Here is a 16892-nt window from a genome sequence, read left to right as displayed (position 1 = left end):
GCGCGCGCGATCATGCGGTCAGCGTCCTCGAGCGTGCCAAACAGCGGGTCAACGTCGGTGAAGTCGGCCACGTCGTAGCCGGCGTCCTTCTGCGGCGAGGTGTAAAACGGCGACAGCCAGATCGCGTCCACGCCCAACGCCGCCAGGTGATCAAGGCGCGAGGTGATGCCTGCCAGGTCCCCGATGCCGTCCCCAGAGGAATCCGCAAACGACCGCGGATAGATCTGATAGATCACCGCAGTACGCCACCACTGGTCCGTCTCACCGTTGTTGTGCATGTTCTCCATCGTAAGCACGGCGGGCTCTCCAGGCGGCTCGGGACCTAGGTCCCTTCATTCGTGCGGTTGCTTTTCTACGCTCAGACCGTGAAGAAATCCCGAGTGCCCTTCTTGCTGCCGGCCGCTGTGGCGTTGGTGGCCGGGCTCGCCGGGGCGTTGCACCTGCTCGGTCTGTGGCCGGGTGACATGCTCGAGCGCCTGGGGGCCCACCACGGCGTGGTGATGGTGCTGGGCTTTGTGGGCACGCTCATCGCTCTCGAGCGCGCCGTCGCGGCCCGCACGGCGTGGGCCTTCGCGGCGCCTGCCGCCACAGGCGCCGGCGCCCTTGTCCTGGTATTGACCGATGCGCGGGTCGTGGGAGGTGCGCTTCTGGCCGTGGGGATGCTGGTGCTCACGTGCGTCTACTCGCGCTTGTGGGCCCGCGTTCCGGCGCCAGAGATCGCTGCTCAGGCACTGGGCGCTGTCCTCGGCGCAGGTGCCGCGCTGATGTGGGCGGGTGGGGCCGATGTGCCACGCATCTTGCCGTGGCTCGCGGGCTTCGTGGTGCTCACCATCGCTGGGGAGCGTGCTGACTTGGCGCGCCTTTCCCACGCTCGCATGGGTATGTGGGTGCTGATCGCATCGGCCGTGGTGGCAGGCGCTGCCGTGACGGCGGTGCTGTGGCCGGCCCTGGGCTCGGTGCTGTTCGGGGTGTCGATCCTGGCGCTCACCGGAGTGCTGGTGGCCACCGACATGGCGCGCCGGACCGTGCGTACTGCCGGGCTGCCTAGGTTCGCAGCGCTCGCCATGCTCGCCGGGTACGGGTGGCTCGCGGTGGCGGGCTCCGTGTGGCTGACCGGTGCGCCAGACAGCGGTGGCGCCTACGACGCCGTCATCCACACAGTCTTTGTGGGCTTCACCATGTCGATGATCTTCGCCCACGCGCCCATCATCTTGCCCGCCGTGCTGGGAGTGAATCTGCCCTACGTGCCGCTCATGTACCTGCCCCTGGGGCTCCTGCACTTCTCACTCGTGCTCAGGGTTGTGCTCGGCGACTTCGCTGGCGTCGACGCGGCGCATCAGATGGGCTCGGTGTTGGGGGTGATCGCGCTTGTCCTGTTCGTCGCCATCGCCGTGGGCAGTGCGGTCCGCGCAACGGTGCACTCGCACCGGGACCAAGCGCCGACGCAGGGCCGTCAGCAGTCAGCCCCGGTCGCGCAGGTGGCATCGTGAGGGCCCAGTGGCACCTGCGTGCCAATGTCGTCGTTGTCGCGTGGATGCTCGCCGCCGCCGTGGCGACCATGGTGCACCGCGTGCTGCCGTCGTCGTCGTGGCTGATGGTGCACCTGCTCATGCTGGGCGCGGTAAGCGCCGCGATCCTCATTTGGAGTGCGCACTTCACGGAGGCACTGCGTCGACGCGAACTGCCCGGCGGCAGGCGGGGCCAGGCCATCCGGCTCGTCGCGCACAGTGTGGCGGCCATCGCCGTCATCGTCGGCGTGGTGGGCGCGTACCGGGCGCTCGTCCTCGCTGGAGGGGCGGTGCTCGTCGCGGTCGCGGTGTGGCACGCGAGCGTGATTGCCGCCGCGTCGCGCGGAGCGCTGGGCAACCACTTGGGATGGAGCACCTGGGGCTACGTCGCGTCCGCGAGCGCCTTGGGCGCGGGCGTGGTGTGTGGGGTGTTGCTGTCGCGAGGCCTGGCGACCGCGGAAGGCTCCGCGCGCATGTATCTGGCCCATGTGTCCTTCATGATCCTGGGATGGGTGGCGCTCACGGTCATGGCGACGCTGCTGACCCTGTGGCCCACCGTGCTGGCCGTGCGAGTGGCGCCGGGTGCGACCGAGCATGCGCGGGGCGGGCTGATCGTGATGGGCGGCGGGCTCGTCGTCGCGGTGAGCTGCCTGGGCGCTGGCCTGCGACTGGGGTATGCCGCGGGCGTCGTGATCGCCGCGGCAGGCATTGCCTGGGCCGCGGTGCCCATGGTGCTCGCGTTGCGCGAGCGAGGCCCACAGTCGGTGGCCGCCTTGCACCTGGCGGCGGCGGTGGCATGGTTGCTTGGCAGCGTGCTCACCTGGGGCGCGATGGCCGCGGTGAGCCCAGACTTCGCGACCCTTGAGAAGCGGCTCGGCGGAGTGGTCGCGGCGATCGTGGCCGGGGCAGCGGCGCAGGTGCTGCTGGGTTCTCTGACGCACCTGATGCCGATGGTGCTCGGCGGCGGACCTCACGCGGTGCGCGCCTCGCGTGCCACGGTAGAGAAGGGTGCGTTCGCACGGTTCGTGTTGGTCAACGGCGGCGTGGCACTGTGGGTCTTGCCCGCGCCCAGCCTGGTGCGCGTCGTGGGCTCCACGCTTGCGCTCGTCGCGGCGCTGTGGATGATCGCCGCACTCGTGCGCGCGGTCGTGGTATCGCGCAAGGCGCGCGCCAACGCACCCGTCGCGCCACAGTTCGTGCCGGCAGACCACCTCGCCGACCGCCCGCGCCTGCGCGGCTCCGGCGGGGCGGTGGTAGCCGCCTGCGTCCTGCTGTTCGCTACGGCAGCCGCCGTGGCTGCCGACCCGGCGGCCACAGGGATCGGTGCCAGCGCATCGGCCGAGGTGACGGCCACCGGCAAGACCGTGGTGGTCGAGGTGGAAGCCAAAGACATGGCCTTCACGCCGGGCGACATCGAGGTCGCAGCGGGTGATCACCTCGTCATCGAGGTGATGAACACCGACACCGTGGCCCACGACCTGGTGCTCGATACGGGGCAGTCCAGCGGACGCATCTCCGCGGGCGACAGCGCGACCCTCGACGTGGGCGTGGTCGGGCGAGACGTCGAAGGCTGGTGTTCCATCGCCGGCCACCGCCAGATGGGCATGACGTTGTCTATCGAGGTGGTCGGGAGGCAGGGCGGTGCCGTCGCGGAACCTGATGAGGGCGACAGCGACGCCGACCACACGGGCATGGACCACGGCGACATGGACCACGGCACAGTAGCGACCGCCGACGACATCAATCTGCACGCCTCCACCGACGTCGAGCCCTACGACGCCGCCCTCGCGCCCGCCTCTGATGCCACGGTCCATCGGGTCACGCTTGAGGTCACCAACGAGCTCCTCGAAGTTGCTCCTGGCTACACCCAGACCATGTGGACCTTCAACGGCTCGGTGCCCGCGCCAACGCTGCGCGGCAAGATCGGCGATACGTTCGAGATCACGTTGGTCAACAACGGTGACATGGCGCACTCGATCGACTTCCACGCGAGCCAGATCGCGCCCGACGACGTGATGCGCAGCATCGAACCGGGGGAGAGCCTCACCTACCGTTTCGAGGCGCGCAGCGCCGGCGCCTGGCTGTATCACTGCTCGACCATGCCCATGTCGACTCACATCGCCAACGGCATGTATGGGGCGGTCATCATCGACCCGCCGGACCTTGAGCCCGTGGACCGTGAGTACGTCGTCGTGCAGCAAGAGATGTACCTGGGCGAGCAGGGCGGGATCGTCGATAGCGACAAGGTCTTTGCCGAGGACGCCGACCTGGTGACGTTCAACGGGCACGCCACGCAGTACGTCGAGAACCCTCTCGAGGCCACCGTGGGAGAACGCGTGCGCTTCTGGGTTGTCGACGCAGGCCCCAGCCGTGCCACGTCGTTCCACGTCGTGGGCGAGCAGTTCGACACCGTCTACTACGAGGGCGCCTACCAGTTGGGAGGCCCCGATGGTGGGGCCGATGCGGGTGGCGCCCAGGCGCTCGCCCTCCAGCCGGGCCAGGGCGGCTTCGTGGAGTTCACCGCGGACAACGAGGGGACGTTCCCCTTCGTGTCACACATCATGATCGACGCCGAGCGCGGGGCTAAGGGCCTGCTTTCGGTGTCACAGCAGGGTTCACACTAGAAGCATGACCGTGGGTCGTGCACCAAGCAGGAAGGCACCACGTTGGAGATCTATTCGACTCTTGAGGAGCAGCAGGCCGCGACTGAACGCAAGGCGTCCGGGCAGTGTGGCTGCGGAGGCTGTGGCTGTGGAAGCAAGTCTGAGTCCGCTCCTGTGACGGTGCAGGCGGGCGACATCGACGTCCGTACGCTGCCCCACGGCTCACGCCATGCGCACGTCATCTCGCAGGTGAGCGCCCTTGTTCCCGGCGAGGCCGTGGTTGTTGCCGCGCCGCACGACCCGCTGCGCTTGCTCAGCGAGATTCAGACGGAGGTGCACGGCGCCTTCTCGTTCGACTACCTCGCCGCTGGCCCTGACTTGTGGCGAGTGGCGATCACTCGCACCGAATGCTGTTGACACGATGACTGCCACCACCCCCGTCGACACCAGGCGCCATGCCGCGCTCGCCTCCGCTACGAGGCAGCGCATCCTGAGTGCGATGGCCGACGCGGGTGGGTCGGCGTCCGTCTCGGACCTCGCGCGGGCGGTGCGACTGCACGCCAACACCGTGCGCGCCCACCTCGAACTTCTCGAGGAGGTGGGCCTGGTGCGGACCTCGCTCGACCGCTCCGGTCGCCGCGGTCGCCCTCGCCAGGTCTTCACCCTGATCAGGCCCACAGGTGGGCCCAAAGCTGGGCAGACGAACGACATCTACGCCGAGCTTGCCAAAGCGCTGCTGGCCGGGTTCGGAAGGCAGGCGGCCGATGCGGTCGCGCGTGCCGCGACGTCGGCCGAGCGCGTGGGGGGTCGCATGGGCGGCGACGTCGCCGCTGACGATGCCAGTGCCGACGACACGGTGACCGCGTGCCTGGCGGCAGCAGGCGTGGAGATCGCCTGGCGAGTTGACGGCGCAGCGCTGGTCAAGACTTGCCCCCTGGCTGACGTGGCACGCCTGCACCCCGAGGTGGTCTGTCCCATCCATGCGCGCATGCTCGCGGCCGCTCTCGAAGAGGGCGCCGGGATCGACCGGATCAGCGTGCAACCCAACGTCGGCGGCGAGTGCATCATCCTCGGCCTGGGCGTTCCCGCCAGCCCCTGACGAATCGGACTCTTTTCACAAACCCCCCACACCGCTAGCATGCGAACCATCGTGCGTGTCTCACCGACTCGATGGAGGGGAATCGAATGGTGGCAGCGGGGTGGGGCGGCAAACGTGCGCGGGCGCGGGCCGGACTGAGGGGGATCCGGCTTGCGTGCGCATCGGCGCTGCTGATGGCGTTCGTGGCACTCATCCTGGTCGCGCACACAGGTGCGCAGCGGGCCGATGCGGTGGAGACGACCGCCGCCGCGGCGGCGGTTCAGGCCGCACCGCTGTCGCTCGAGGGGTTCTCCGACGAGGCGGTCCTGACCACAGGGCTGGCCGAACCCATCGCGATGGAGTTCCTTCCGGACGGCCGCATGCTGGTGCTGCAGAAGGGTGGCCAGATCAAGATCGGCGACCCGTCGAGCGTGCCCATGACGACCGAGGTCTATCTGACGCTCACCGACATCAACACGGGGGCCGAGCGCGGTCTGCTCGATATTGCCCTCGATCCCGACTTTGTCACCAACGGGTACTTCTACCTCTATTACCACCCCGGCTCGACGGAGCGGGGAAGGATTGCGCGCTTCACCCACGCCGAGAACGCGGGCGGCACCTCGAGCCGTGGTGAGGCGGCGTCGGAAGCGATCGTGTGGCAGGACGTCGAGGGCTATGGGGCGTGCTGCCACTACGGTGGCGGGCTCGACTTTGGTCCCGACGGCAACCTGTGGCTCACCGTGGGCGACAAGTTCGATGGAGATCGCGCTCAGGATCTGAGCGATCCCAGCGGCAAGATCATTCGCGTGGAGCCCGACGGTGACGTGCCGGCGGACAACCCCTACGCCAGCGGCGCGGGGGGTGCTCACCCGTACGTGTGGGCTTCGGGCTTGCGCAACCCGTTCCGAGCGAGCTGGGATGCGCAGACCAACCGCTTCTTCATTGGCGAGGTGGGTGGCAACGACATCCCTGAATCGTGGGAGGACCTCCACGTCGCGCGCTACGACGACGAGTACAAGGGGCTCAACTATCAGTGGCCCAACTGTGAAGGCCCGCACCCGTACACGGACTTCCCTGCGTGCACCATTGCCGATGGCTCGCCTGCGGAGCCGATCTTCGCGTACCCGCATCACAGTCCGCTGGGCCCCAACGCGTCTATCACCGCAGGGTTCGTCTATCGCGGCACGCAGTTCCCTAGCGAATGGGACGGGGTGTTCTTCTACGGCGACTACACCCGACACGTCATCCGCTACCTGGTGTTCGACGAGTCAGGCGAAAACGTCATTGGCGACTTCGACTTCAAGCCGTCGGGGCAGATGAGCGGTAACGCCACCACGGTGGTGGCGATCGAGCAGGGCACGGACGGGGCGTTGTACTACGCCCAGATCGCGAACGGCCAGATTCGGCGCATTGTCTACGAGGGCGGCAATCGCGGCCCGACGGTAACGAGCGCTCAGGCCGACGTGACGCAAGGCACTGCTCCGCTCGCGGTGGAGTTCTCCGCCGAAGCGACGGATCCTGATGGCGATCCGCTGGCCTACACCTGGCACTTTGGTGATGGCACGAGCGCGGTGGGTGCACAGGTCCAGCACACGTACACGGCTGACGGCCCCTATCACGCCTATGTCAGCGTCTCCGATGGCAGCCATACGGTGGTGTCAGCGTCAGTGCGTGTCCAGGTCGGGACGGCGCCGACCGTGACCATCACCTCGCCGGTCGCCGAAAGCCTGTTCCGTGCAGGGCAGCAGATCCAGGTCGCGGCCACCGCCACGGACGACGGTCCGCTCGATCCGGCGGACTACGCCTGGACCGTCCAGTTTGGCCATGACAACCACTTCCATCCGGGTGACACAATCCCGAACGGCACCACGGGGTCGTTCCACGTCTCCGAAAGCGGGCACGACTACAGCAACGACACGTGGTACCGGGTGACGCTGGCAGTCACCGATGAGGACGGCCTGGTCACCACGGATTACGTCGACATTCGGCCCGACAAGGTGGACGTGACGTTCGCCACCGCTCCCGAAGGTCTGGTGCTGCACCTGGACACGGTGCCCAAGCCAGCGCCGTGGGTCCACGACACCCTGATCGACTTCGAGCACCAGATCACGGCGAGGTCACCGCAGTGCGTCGATGGCACCCAATACGTGTTCGACCACTGGTCCGACGGTGGCGCCGCCAGCCACACCTATACGGTGCCCGATGCGGATGCGACGCTGACCGCCACGTTCGAGGCCAACGGCAGTTGTGACGCTCCGGTCACCGACGGCCTGGTGATGCGCCTGCAAGGAGACCAGGGGGTGACGACCTCCGAGGGCGGCGTGATCGCCTGGAGCGACCTCAGCGGCAAGGGCAACAATCTGGGTGCGATCTCGGGCACACCCACGGTGCAGTCCGCGGCGTTGTCGGGCCACGACGTGATCAGCTTTGACGGAGTGGACGACGGCCTGGGGCGCACCGGCTTCACCGACCTTCCCGTGAGCAACGCCGACCGCTCGGTCTTCGCGGTGGTCAAGTACGACGGCGCGTCCGCATCGGCCCTCGGCGGCTGGGCTGGCTTCACCTACGGCGCGCCCTACAACAACCAGGTATGGGGCCCGGTGCGCACGGGCAACGGAGACCTGGGCCTGCAGGGTTGGGGCGGTGGCAACGACTTCACCTCCGATGCCGCCGCCGACGGCGAGGGGTGGCTCGTGCACTCCATCGTCATGGCCGAGAACGCGTTCACGCAGTACCGCGACGGAAACGTGATCGATACCGGGGAGCATCAGTTTCAGACGGGTACCGACCGCATCCGGCTGGGCACCGAGTTGGCCGGTGGCCGGTTCGTCGACATGGAGGTCGCGGAGATCCTCGTCTACGACCGGGCCGTGACAGAGGCAGAACGCCAGCAGATCGAGGACTACCTCAACGCACAGTATTTCTCCGATATCACCGAGCCTCGCGCGGTCACCATCACGTCGCCCCAGGACGGGCGCACCCTTCGCAACGGAGACGTCGAGGTGGCGTGGAGCACCGCCGGCGACCTCGCGCCGGGCGACCACGCGCACGTCACGCTCGACGATGGCGAGCACGTCACGGTGATGGAACTCGACGGCTCTCACACGTTCGCCAATGTTGCCGACGGCGTTCACCAGGTCACGGTCCAGATCGCGAGCGAGGACCACGTCCTCTATGACAATCCCGAGGCGATCGACACGGTGGAGTTCACTGTGGATACCGCTCCGGCCACGGGCGACTTTCCTCTCGACGGGTTGGTGCTCCACCTCGAGTCCGACCTCAATGTCATCCGCGACGGAAGCAACAACGTCGGGGGATGGCTGGACCAGTCGGGCAGGGGCAACGACCTCGACAAGGCGAGCGGGGATCCCACGGTGGGGGTCGCGACGACGCCCAGCGGGGTGGCGGCGCTGTCCTTCGACGGCGACGGCGATGCTCTGCAGCGCATCGGCTCACTCAACGGCATGCCGACGAGCGACAGTGAGCGCACGGTCGTGATGGCGGCGAACTATGGCTCGACGGGGTGGGGAGGGTTCTCCTGGGGAGCGCCCTACTGCGGTCAGACCTTCGGAGCGGTTGTCGCACTCGACGGGGACCTCGCCCTCCAGGGGTGGTGTTGGGACCGCGACTCCGGGGTCGATGGCACGGACGCCGGGTGGCTGGTGCAGTCCATCGTGTACGGCGGGGGAGAGTTCGCCCACTATCGGGGGGACGAGGTCATCGACACTGGGACCGTCCCGTACTCGACGGCCGACGACAAGATCGTGCTGGGAGCCGAGATCGACGGCAGCCCGGACATCGACATGCAGGTCGCCGCGATCCTGGTGTACAACCGTGAGCTGTCTGCCGCGGAACTCGCGCAGACCACGGCGTTCCTCGAGAGCAAGTACCTCGAAGGCACCGTCGAGCAGGCGCCCCCGACCACGCCCACCGCGCTCGCGGCCAGTGCAGGCGATGGGGCGGTGTCCCTCACGTGGAAGGCGTCGTCCGATCCCAACGGAGACCTCACGGGCTACCGGGTCTTCAGGGCGCCGGCCGACGCCACCATCGACCCTGCCACGGATGCGCCCTTGGCGACGGTCACCGCACGCGAATACGTCGACACCTCGGTGGCGAACGGGACCGCCTACCGCTATGCCGTGGTGGCGTACGACGCGGCCGGACACCAGTCAGACGCGTCCAACCAGGTAGTCGCCACGCCGGAGGCAGCAACCAGCGACTGCGCGGTGCCCTTTGGCGCGGACTCCGTCCTGTGCCTCTTGGCCCAGAGTGGCGTGAGTGCGGGCGCGAACGTCACCGCGTGGGCGGACCTGTCGGGACAAGGCAACGACCTTGTCGCCATCGGCAATCCCACGCTGACGACCACCCCCACCGGCGTCCAAGCAATCGCGCTCGACGGCAACGGCGATGCCCTCCGACGGCTGGGTGGGTTGCAAGCGATGCCCTTGGGCGCATCGGCCCGAACCGTCGTGACCGTTGCCCGCTATGCGGGCACGGGATGGGGAGGATTCTCGTGGGGTGCGCCCTACTGCGGCTACACCTTTGGCACCACGGTGTCCCTGGACGGCGACCTTGCGGTCCAAGGGTGGTGCTGGGACCACGAGACGACCACGGATGGCACGGGTGCGGGATGGTTGGTGCAGGCCGCGACGTACGGGCAAGGGCAACTGACCCAATACCGCGACGGCGTGCAGCTGGCGACAGGGGCTGCAACGTTCACCACGGCCGACGACGCGATCTGGCTGGGCGCAGAGATCGACGGCAACCCTTTCATCGCGATGGACGTCGCGGCCGTTGTGGTGTTCGACAGGGTGCTGAGCGCCGCGCAGGTGCAGACGGTGAGCGCGGCATTGCAGGCCACGTACCTGGGAGCGGGGTAATCCGCCAAGCCGATGCGGGCTGGGCCTGCGTACATGCGAAAGTCCCCGGCATCCTGACGGATACCAGGGACTTTGCGCTACGCGCTATCAACAGTCCTCCCGCATCGAAGCGGCGAGAAACCGCGGAGGGGTGAGTCGCGGCGAGGGGCACGCGTGTAGGCCTAGATGCGGTGTCGGGCGGCACCCATGACCAGTCCAGCAGCGAGGAGCGTGATAGCACCGACAAGGGCAACCCAGTCGTATCGGGCGGTACCGGTGGCGGGCATCGTGAACACCGGAACGTCACGCACTGACACCGTCGACGTCATCACCGTCCACGATCTCTCCGGCGCCTCAACCAAGGCCGGCGAATCGCGCTGCGTCGTTGTTCCATCACCCAACTGACCGCGAGTGTTCGAACCCCAGGTATACACGTTGCCATCATCGCCGACCGCTGCCGTGAAGCTTGCGCCGGTATCGATCTGGGTGAACGTCACTCCTGAGGGCGTGTCCACCACGACAGGCGTGGTGCGGTCCTCGTTCGTCCCATCACCCAACTGACCATTCCGGTTCACACCCCAGGCATACGTGTTGCCGTCATCCCCCAACGCCAATGTGTGGGATGCGCCGAGCCGGATCTGGGTGAATGTCACGCCAGAGGGCATGTCCACCACGACGGGCGTGGTGCGATCCGTGGTCGTCCCATCGCCCAACTGACCAACGTTGTTGTAGCCCCAGGCGTACGTATTGCCGTCATCCCCTAACGCTGCAGTGTATGAGTGTCCGGCATCGACCTGGGTGAACGTCACACCAGAGGGCATGTCCACCATGACAGGCGTGGCGTTCTGTGAGGTTGTTCCGTCGCCCAACTGACCATTCCGGTTCTCACCCCAGGCATACGTATTGCCGTCATCCCCCAACGCCACGGTGTGGAACATGCCGGCAGCGACCTGGGTGAACGTCACGCCAGAGGGCATCTCCACCGCGACCGGCGTGGTGTTCTGAGGGGTTGTTCCGGTACCCAACTGACCGTAGTTGTTGTAGCCCCAGGCATACGTGTTGCCGTCATCCCCCAGGGCGACGGTGTGGAAATGGCCGGCATCGACCTGGGTGAATGTCACCCCAGAGGGCATCTCCACCATGGCAGGCGTAGGGCTTTCCACTGTTGCTCCAAGACCCAACTGTCCATATGGGCTGAGACCCCAGGCGTACGCGTTGCCATCCTCCGCCAACGCCACGGTGTGGAGATAGCCCGCCGCGGCCTGGGTGAACGTCACGCCAGAGGGCATGTCCACCATGACAGGCGAGGTGCTCTGTGAGGTTGTTCCGTCACCCAATTGACCTTGGCTGTTGGTGCCCCAGGCGTACGCGTTGCCATCATCATCCAACGCCACCGTGTGTTCAACGCCGGGCGAGATCTGGGTGAACTGTCCGGTTTTGGTCAAGGTCTCGCTGGTGGAACTGACGGCGATGTTCGCTGACACTCCCGCATCGAGGGTGACCTCTCCATCAGTGGCGACGGTGAACTTCACCCGCTCTGCCAACAGTGCGAACCCCTCAAGAGCCTTGGTCTCCTCAAGCCAGTACTCACCCGGAACCAGTTCGGTGGTGAACAGGCCGGTAATGGGGGCGGAGTCGTTGTCCACCGCACCGGTCATCGTCGCTACCTCATTGCCACCAGTTGCGGCGTCGAAGGCCGTCCATGCGGAACCATCCATGGGCACGATCGCGCCGGTGGTGTCTTCCCCAGTCTTCTGCACCAAGACCTCAAACGTGTCCAGCAGACTCACGGGGACGGCGCTGGTGGCAGCCGTGTTGAAGCAGTTGTCGAACACGGCCCGCACATACTGCTCGTCCTCCACCGGCAACGTCAACGTGTCAGAGGTGGCACCGGGAATATCGCTCCACGGACCGGAACTCCCGGGTGCGCTCTGCCACTTCACGCCAGGGGTGGGATCACCGAGCGCACCAGCACTGATGGTGACAGTGTCGCCATTTTCCACGGCATCGGGTTTGACGGGTTGGAGGTTCACCACAGGCGCGCTGCCAAACGTGAACGCATTCTCGTGGACCACAGTTTCGTCGTTGGAGTACTTCTCCGTCACGTCCACTACGCCACACACTCCCGCAGGAGTCTCCACGGTGTAGGTGGCACCGCTTTGGGACAGGTTTGTGCCGGCTATCGAGCCGAACAGGACCTCTGTCAGCGTCGGCGGTGCCTTCACCAAGACAGGCGTATCGCGCTGCGTGGTTGTCCCATCACCCAACTGGCCAGACCGGTTCTCGCCCCAGGAGTACGTGTTGCCATCGTCGCCCAATGCGACCGAGTGTTTCCAGCGCGCCGCGACCTGGGTGAAGGTCACGCCAGAGGGAACATCCACCACGACGGGCGTGGGGCTCGCTATGGATCCTCCACCCAACTGACCAACCCCCAACTGACCGGAGCTGTTGTCGCCCCAGGCATACGTGTTGTCGTCATCGCCCAACGCCACCGAGTAGTGACCGCCAGGCACGATCTGGGTGAAGGTCACACCAGAGGGAACATTCACGAGGACAGGGCTGAGGCGTTCCGTGGTTGTCCCATCACCCAATTGACCTTGGCTGTTGCTGCCCCAGGCATACCAGGTGCCATCATCACTCAGTGCCATCGTGTGGAGTGCGCCGGTATTCAGTTGGGTGAACGTCACGTCAGCGGGTGCATTCACCCGAACAGGCGTTGTCCGGTAGGGGGCCCTCGACCCGTCACCCAACGAATTGGAATTGTTGCCGCCCCAGGCATACGTGTTGCCGTCATCACCCAACGCCGCCGCGTGCACGTTTCCCACCTCGATCTGGGTGAACGTCACGTCAGAGGGCATCTCCACCAGAACAGGCGATGCGCTCGCCGTGGTCGTCCCATCACCCAACTGACCTTGGCTGTTGTTGCCCCAGGCATACGCGTTGCCGTCATCGCCTAGCGCCACCGTGTGTTGCAAGCCGGCCTCGATCTGGGTGAACGTCAGGCCAGAGGGCACGTCCACCACGACGGGCGTGGTGCGATCCGTGGTCGTCCCATCACCTAACTGACCGTAGCCGTTCTCACCCCAGGCATACCAGTTGCCGTCATCGCCTAACGCCACCGCATGGCCAACGCCGACATCGATCTGGGTGAATGCCACACCGGTGGGCACGTCCACCACGACGGGCGTGGTGCGATCCGTGGTCGTCCCGTCGCCCAGTTGGCCAGAGCCGTTCTCGCCCCAGGCGTACCAGTTGCCGTCCTTGCCCAACGCCACGGAATGGGACGAGCCGGCCTCGACCTGCGTGAACTCGATTGGACTGAAGGAGGTGCTGTCAGTGACGACGGTGCCGCCGGTGGTGGGGCCGGTGTTGGGGGTGGGATCGGCCGCGACAGTGACTGCAGTGCCGGCCACGAGGGCTACGGCTAGTACAACAATGCTGGCGCTCTCAGTGGCGGCTCGCATACCTATCGCGTCTCCTTCTTTTCCACGCACGGGGCCGTGTGCACGTCATCGTGCTGGAACATGCCTGCTCCCACGAGTTGGCGAGATTCCCTCGGCCTCCAAGGTGGGTGTGGTGGGTCTGCCAACGCCTGCAGGGGTCTACTCACCACTGACCCTCCGTCCAGGACTCATCCCATTGACTAGCCGCTCATCTGACGTGCGTCGGACAGAGCAATTCCGTTGTGGGAGGGTAAGGGGCGCGCGCGTGACATTGCAGTGCTTGAGGTTCGGATGCGGGCGCGTGGGCGGGGTTCAACGTAACGGAGGACGCTGCGGTACGTAGTAAAGGGCACGCGTGTGCGTAGGCAACTGAGGCGCTCCGGCTTCCGCCTTCTGCCTCGTCGGGCTACTAAGAGTGCCCATGCCGCGGATCGTCATCCCGCTGGCATCGAGGCTGTTGATCATCTCGTCCAACCCGTCCAGGCGGCGCAAGCCACGGGGCACCACCATTGGCGTGCACGAGCCGTCCTCGTTGTTGCGTCCCATGAGGTTGGTGACGGCGGGGCTGTGAGGGAAGGTTGGGCCCGAGGGCAGGACTTCCCCATCCTCGCTGGGCTGGACCGGCACAGACAGACAGTCGCAGGTAGAAACGCAGAAGCCCCCGGCATCCTGACGGATACCGGGGGCTTTGCGCTACGCGCTCTTAGCAGTCGTAGTAGAGCTCGAACTCGTGGGGGTGCGGACGGAAGCGCAGCGGGTCAATCTCGTGCGTGCGCTTGTAGTCGATCCACTCCTCGATGAGGTCCTCGGTGAACACGCCACCCTCGGTGAGGAAGCCGTGGTCTGCCTCGAGGGCGTCGAGCACCTTCGACAGCGAGTCGGGAACCTGAGCGATCTGTGCGTGCTCCTCGGGGGGCAGTTCGTACAGGTCCTTGTCGATGGGGGACGGCGGCTCGATCTTGTTCTTGATGCCGTCGAGGCCCGCCATGAGCAGCGCCGCGAACGCGAGGTACGGGTTGCCGGACGAGTCGGGAGCGCGGAACTCGATGCGCTTGGCCTTGGGGTTGGTGCCGGTGATCGGGATGCGGACCGCGGCGGAGCGGTTGCGGGCCGAGTACACCAGGTTCACGGGGGCCTCGTAGCCGGGCACCAGGCGGTGGTAGGAGTTCACCGTGGGGTTGGTGAACGCGAGCAGCGAGGGCGCGTGCTTGAGGATGCCGCCGATGTACCAGCGGGCCAGGTCGGACAGGCCGCCGTAACCGTTCTCGTCGTAGAACAGCGGCTCGCCGTCCTTCCACACCGACTGGTGCACGTGCATGCCCGAGCCGTTGTCGCCGAAGAGGGGCTTGGGCATGAAGGTCGCGGTCTTGCCGTTCTTCCATGCCACGTTCTTGACGACGTACTTGAACTTCATGATGTCGTCAGCGGCGTGCAGCAGCGTGTTGAAGCGGTAGTTGATCTCCTGCTGACCGGCGGTGCCCACCTCGTGGTGCGCACGCTCGAGGTCGAGGCCGACCTCGCCCAGCACGGTGCAGATCTCGTCGCGCAGGTCTGCCATCTGGTCGCCGGGGGAGACGGGGAAGTAGCCACCCTTGAAGCGGGTCTTGTAGCCCAGGTTGGGCGAGCCGTCGAGCTCCTTCTCCACGCCGGTGTTCCACCAACCCTCGGAGGAGTCGATGTGGTAGTAGCCCTCGTGCTGGTTGGTGTCAAAGCGCACGGAGTCGAAGATGAAGAACTCGGCCTCGGGGGCGAAGAACGCGGTGTCGCCAATGCCGGTGGACTTCAGGTACTCCTGAGCCTTCCAGGCAACGTTGCGGGGGTCACGCGAGTAGGGCTCGTCGGTGAAGGGGTCAACCACCGAGAAGTTGACGACCAGCGTCTTGGCCTTGCGGAAAGGGTCCACGTAGGCGGTCTGGAGGTCGGCGATGAGCTTCATGTCCGACTCGTTGATGGCCTGGAAGCCGCGGATCGACGAACCGTCGAAGGCGGCGCCGTCCTCGAGGACGGTCTCGAACTGGGACGCGGGCACGTTGACGTGCTGCATCGCGCCAGGGAGGTCGCAGAAGCGGATGTCGATGTACTCGACCGCCTCATCCTTCACGAAAGCGAGTGCCTCATCGGCAGTCTTGAACATCCGATTGCTCCTTGCAATGTCAGTGGGGTGCTCGGGCTAGCAACGCCCACCATAGGGGCGTGCAGTTTCCCCCACGTTCATGGCGTGTTACGAAACTGTTTCGCGCCGCGCCTGAGGCGCAGGGGGCCGCATCGATGCGGACAACGGAGACGAAACGACCCTACTGCAGGCGCCGATACGATGGCACAGTGACCGACGAGACCCCCATCAGCACGCAGGCGTACCCGGGGCGCAGGCTCATCGGCGTAGGAATCGACTGGGTGATGTGCATGCTCATCGCCTCCGCGTTCTTCCCGGCGCACGACCCCGCCACGGTGACCACCATCGAACGCGTGCTCGTCGGGGGAGACCCCCTCGCAACGGTGGGGATTTGGATGGTGCAGCACCTGATTCTGGTCGCGACCATCGGCACCACCATTGGTCACCGGATCGTAGGGCTGAGGGTCGTACGCGACGACGGCGCCCCCATGGTGGGACCGGTCAGGGCGCTGGGCCGCACGTTGTTGCTTGCGCTCGTGATTCCCGCCGTCGTGTGGGACGGCGAGGGACGCGGCCTGCATGACCGGGCCGTCGGCACCCGCATCCTGTCCACGCGCGGGACCAAGAACTTCGGCGGTAGCGGTGCCTGACCTGCGCGTCGGTGCAGTGCTGTGCGACATGGACGGCACGCTCGTCGACTCGACGGCATTGGTCGACGACCTGTGGAACGGCTTCGCCCACGCGCACGGCCTCGACGGCACCCAGGTCAGGTCTTTCGCCCACGGCAGGCCCTCGCGCGACACCATCGCGCGGTACGTGTCCGACGCCGGTGAGATCGAGCGTTGGACCGAACGCATTCACTCTGCAGAGGGCAGCGACTTCCACGGCGTGGTCGAGATTGCCGGCGCGGCGGCGTTCGTGTCGCAGCTGCCGCAGGGCCGCTGGGCTGTGGTGACATCCGCGTTGGCCGATCCGGCGCGCGCTCGCCTGCGGGCAGTCGGCATTGAGCCGCCCACGGTCCTCATCGGCGCCGACGATGTCACCCACGGCAAGCCGCACCCCGAAGGGTTCGCCAGGGCGGCCGCCACGCTGGGCTACGCCGGCGAGCAGTGTGTGGTGTTTGAGGACACCGATGCCGGTATACAGGCGGGTCAGGCCGCTGGCTGCACCGTGGTCGTGGTGGGAGCCAACCGGTCAGCAATGACGCAGGGGCTCGCGAGGGTCGACGACATGACGCAGGTGAGCATCAAGGTGGAGGGCGAGGACCTGGTCCTTACCCTCCCGTAAC

At 66.5% G+C, this 16892-nt stretch carries 10 protein-coding genes; 7 read left to right on the top strand and 3 right to left on the bottom strand.

The window, feature by feature from the left end; translation table 11 throughout:
- A partial coding sequence (locus tag ACK5NO_RS11845) for an alpha-amylase family glycosyl hydrolase (RefSeq protein WP_416812885.1) occupies positions 1–278 on the bottom strand: 278 nt, incomplete at its 3' end.
- Between the two features lie 87 nt (positions 279–365).
- Between ACK5NO_RS11845 and ACK5NO_RS11840 the strand changes: the two genes are divergently transcribed.
- The 5 genes from ACK5NO_RS11840 to ACK5NO_RS11820 all read left to right on the top strand — a co-directional run bounded on the left by ACK5NO_RS11840 (position 366) and on the right by ACK5NO_RS11820 (position 10069).
- Positions 366–1490 carry a hypothetical protein gene (locus ACK5NO_RS11840; protein WP_416812884.1) on the top strand — a complete coding sequence of 375 codons (1125 nt, stop codon included), beginning with the start codon at positions 366–368 and terminating at the stop codon, positions 1488–1490.
- A complete protein-coding gene (locus tag ACK5NO_RS11835) occupies positions 1487–4132 on the top strand; it encodes a multicopper oxidase domain-containing protein (RefSeq protein WP_416812883.1) in 2646 nt (881 codons plus the stop codon). The genes ACK5NO_RS11840 and ACK5NO_RS11835 overlap by 4 nt, the downstream gene beginning before the upstream one ends.
- 42 nt (positions 4133–4174) lie before the next feature.
- Positions 4175–4528: a DUF2249 domain-containing protein gene (locus ACK5NO_RS11830; protein WP_416812882.1), complete on the top strand. Its 354-nt coding sequence runs from the start codon at positions 4175–4177 to the stop codon at positions 4526–4528.
- Positions 4529–4532: 4 nt separating this feature from the next.
- A complete protein-coding gene (locus ACK5NO_RS11825; protein ID WP_416812881.1) occupies positions 4533–5210 on the top strand; it encodes a helix-turn-helix transcriptional regulator in 678 nt (225 codons plus the stop codon).
- An 86-nt stretch (positions 5211–5296) separates the two neighbouring features.
- Positions 5297–10069: a PQQ-dependent sugar dehydrogenase gene (locus ACK5NO_RS11820; protein WP_416812880.1), complete on the top strand. Its 4773-nt coding sequence runs from the start codon at positions 5297–5299 to the stop codon at positions 10067–10069.
- Between the two features lie 161 nt (positions 10070–10230).
- On the opposite strand, the gene ACK5NO_RS11815 is transcribed toward ACK5NO_RS11820, so the two are convergent.
- Together ACK5NO_RS11815 and glnA are read right to left on the bottom strand one after the other, a co-directional pair.
- Positions 10231–13512: a SpaA isopeptide-forming pilin-related protein gene (locus ACK5NO_RS11815; protein WP_416812879.1), complete on the bottom strand. Its 3282-nt coding sequence runs from the start codon at positions 13510–13512 to the stop codon at positions 10231–10233.
- 682 nt (positions 13513–14194) lie between these two features.
- Positions 14195–15625, bottom strand: coding sequence for a type I glutamate--ammonia ligase (gene glnA / locus ACK5NO_RS11810; protein ID WP_416812878.1), 1431 nt, complete (start codon positions 15623–15625; stop codon positions 14195–14197).
- Between the two features lie 188 nt (positions 15626–15813).
- On the opposite strand from glnA, the gene ACK5NO_RS11805 reads away from it, so the two are divergent.
- Positions 15814–16254, top strand: coding sequence for an RDD family protein (locus ACK5NO_RS11805; RefSeq protein WP_416812877.1), 441 nt, complete (start codon positions 15814–15816; stop codon positions 16252–16254).
- The gene (locus ACK5NO_RS11800) at positions 16247–16891 is read left to right on the top strand and encodes an HAD-IA family hydrolase (protein WP_416812876.1); all 645 of its coding nucleotides are present in this window, start codon (positions 16247–16249) and stop codon (positions 16889–16891) included. The genes ACK5NO_RS11805 and ACK5NO_RS11800 overlap by 8 nt, the downstream gene beginning before the upstream one ends.
- The last annotated feature ends 1 nt before the right edge of the window (position 16892 follow it).

Source organism: Demequina sp., assembly GCF_047975725.1.
GTDB lineage: Bacteria > Actinomycetota > Actinomycetes > Actinomycetales > Demequinaceae > Demequina.
The sequence above is the reverse complement of the archived record's forward strand: the minus strand, read 5'-3'. Positions and strand labels throughout refer to the sequence as shown.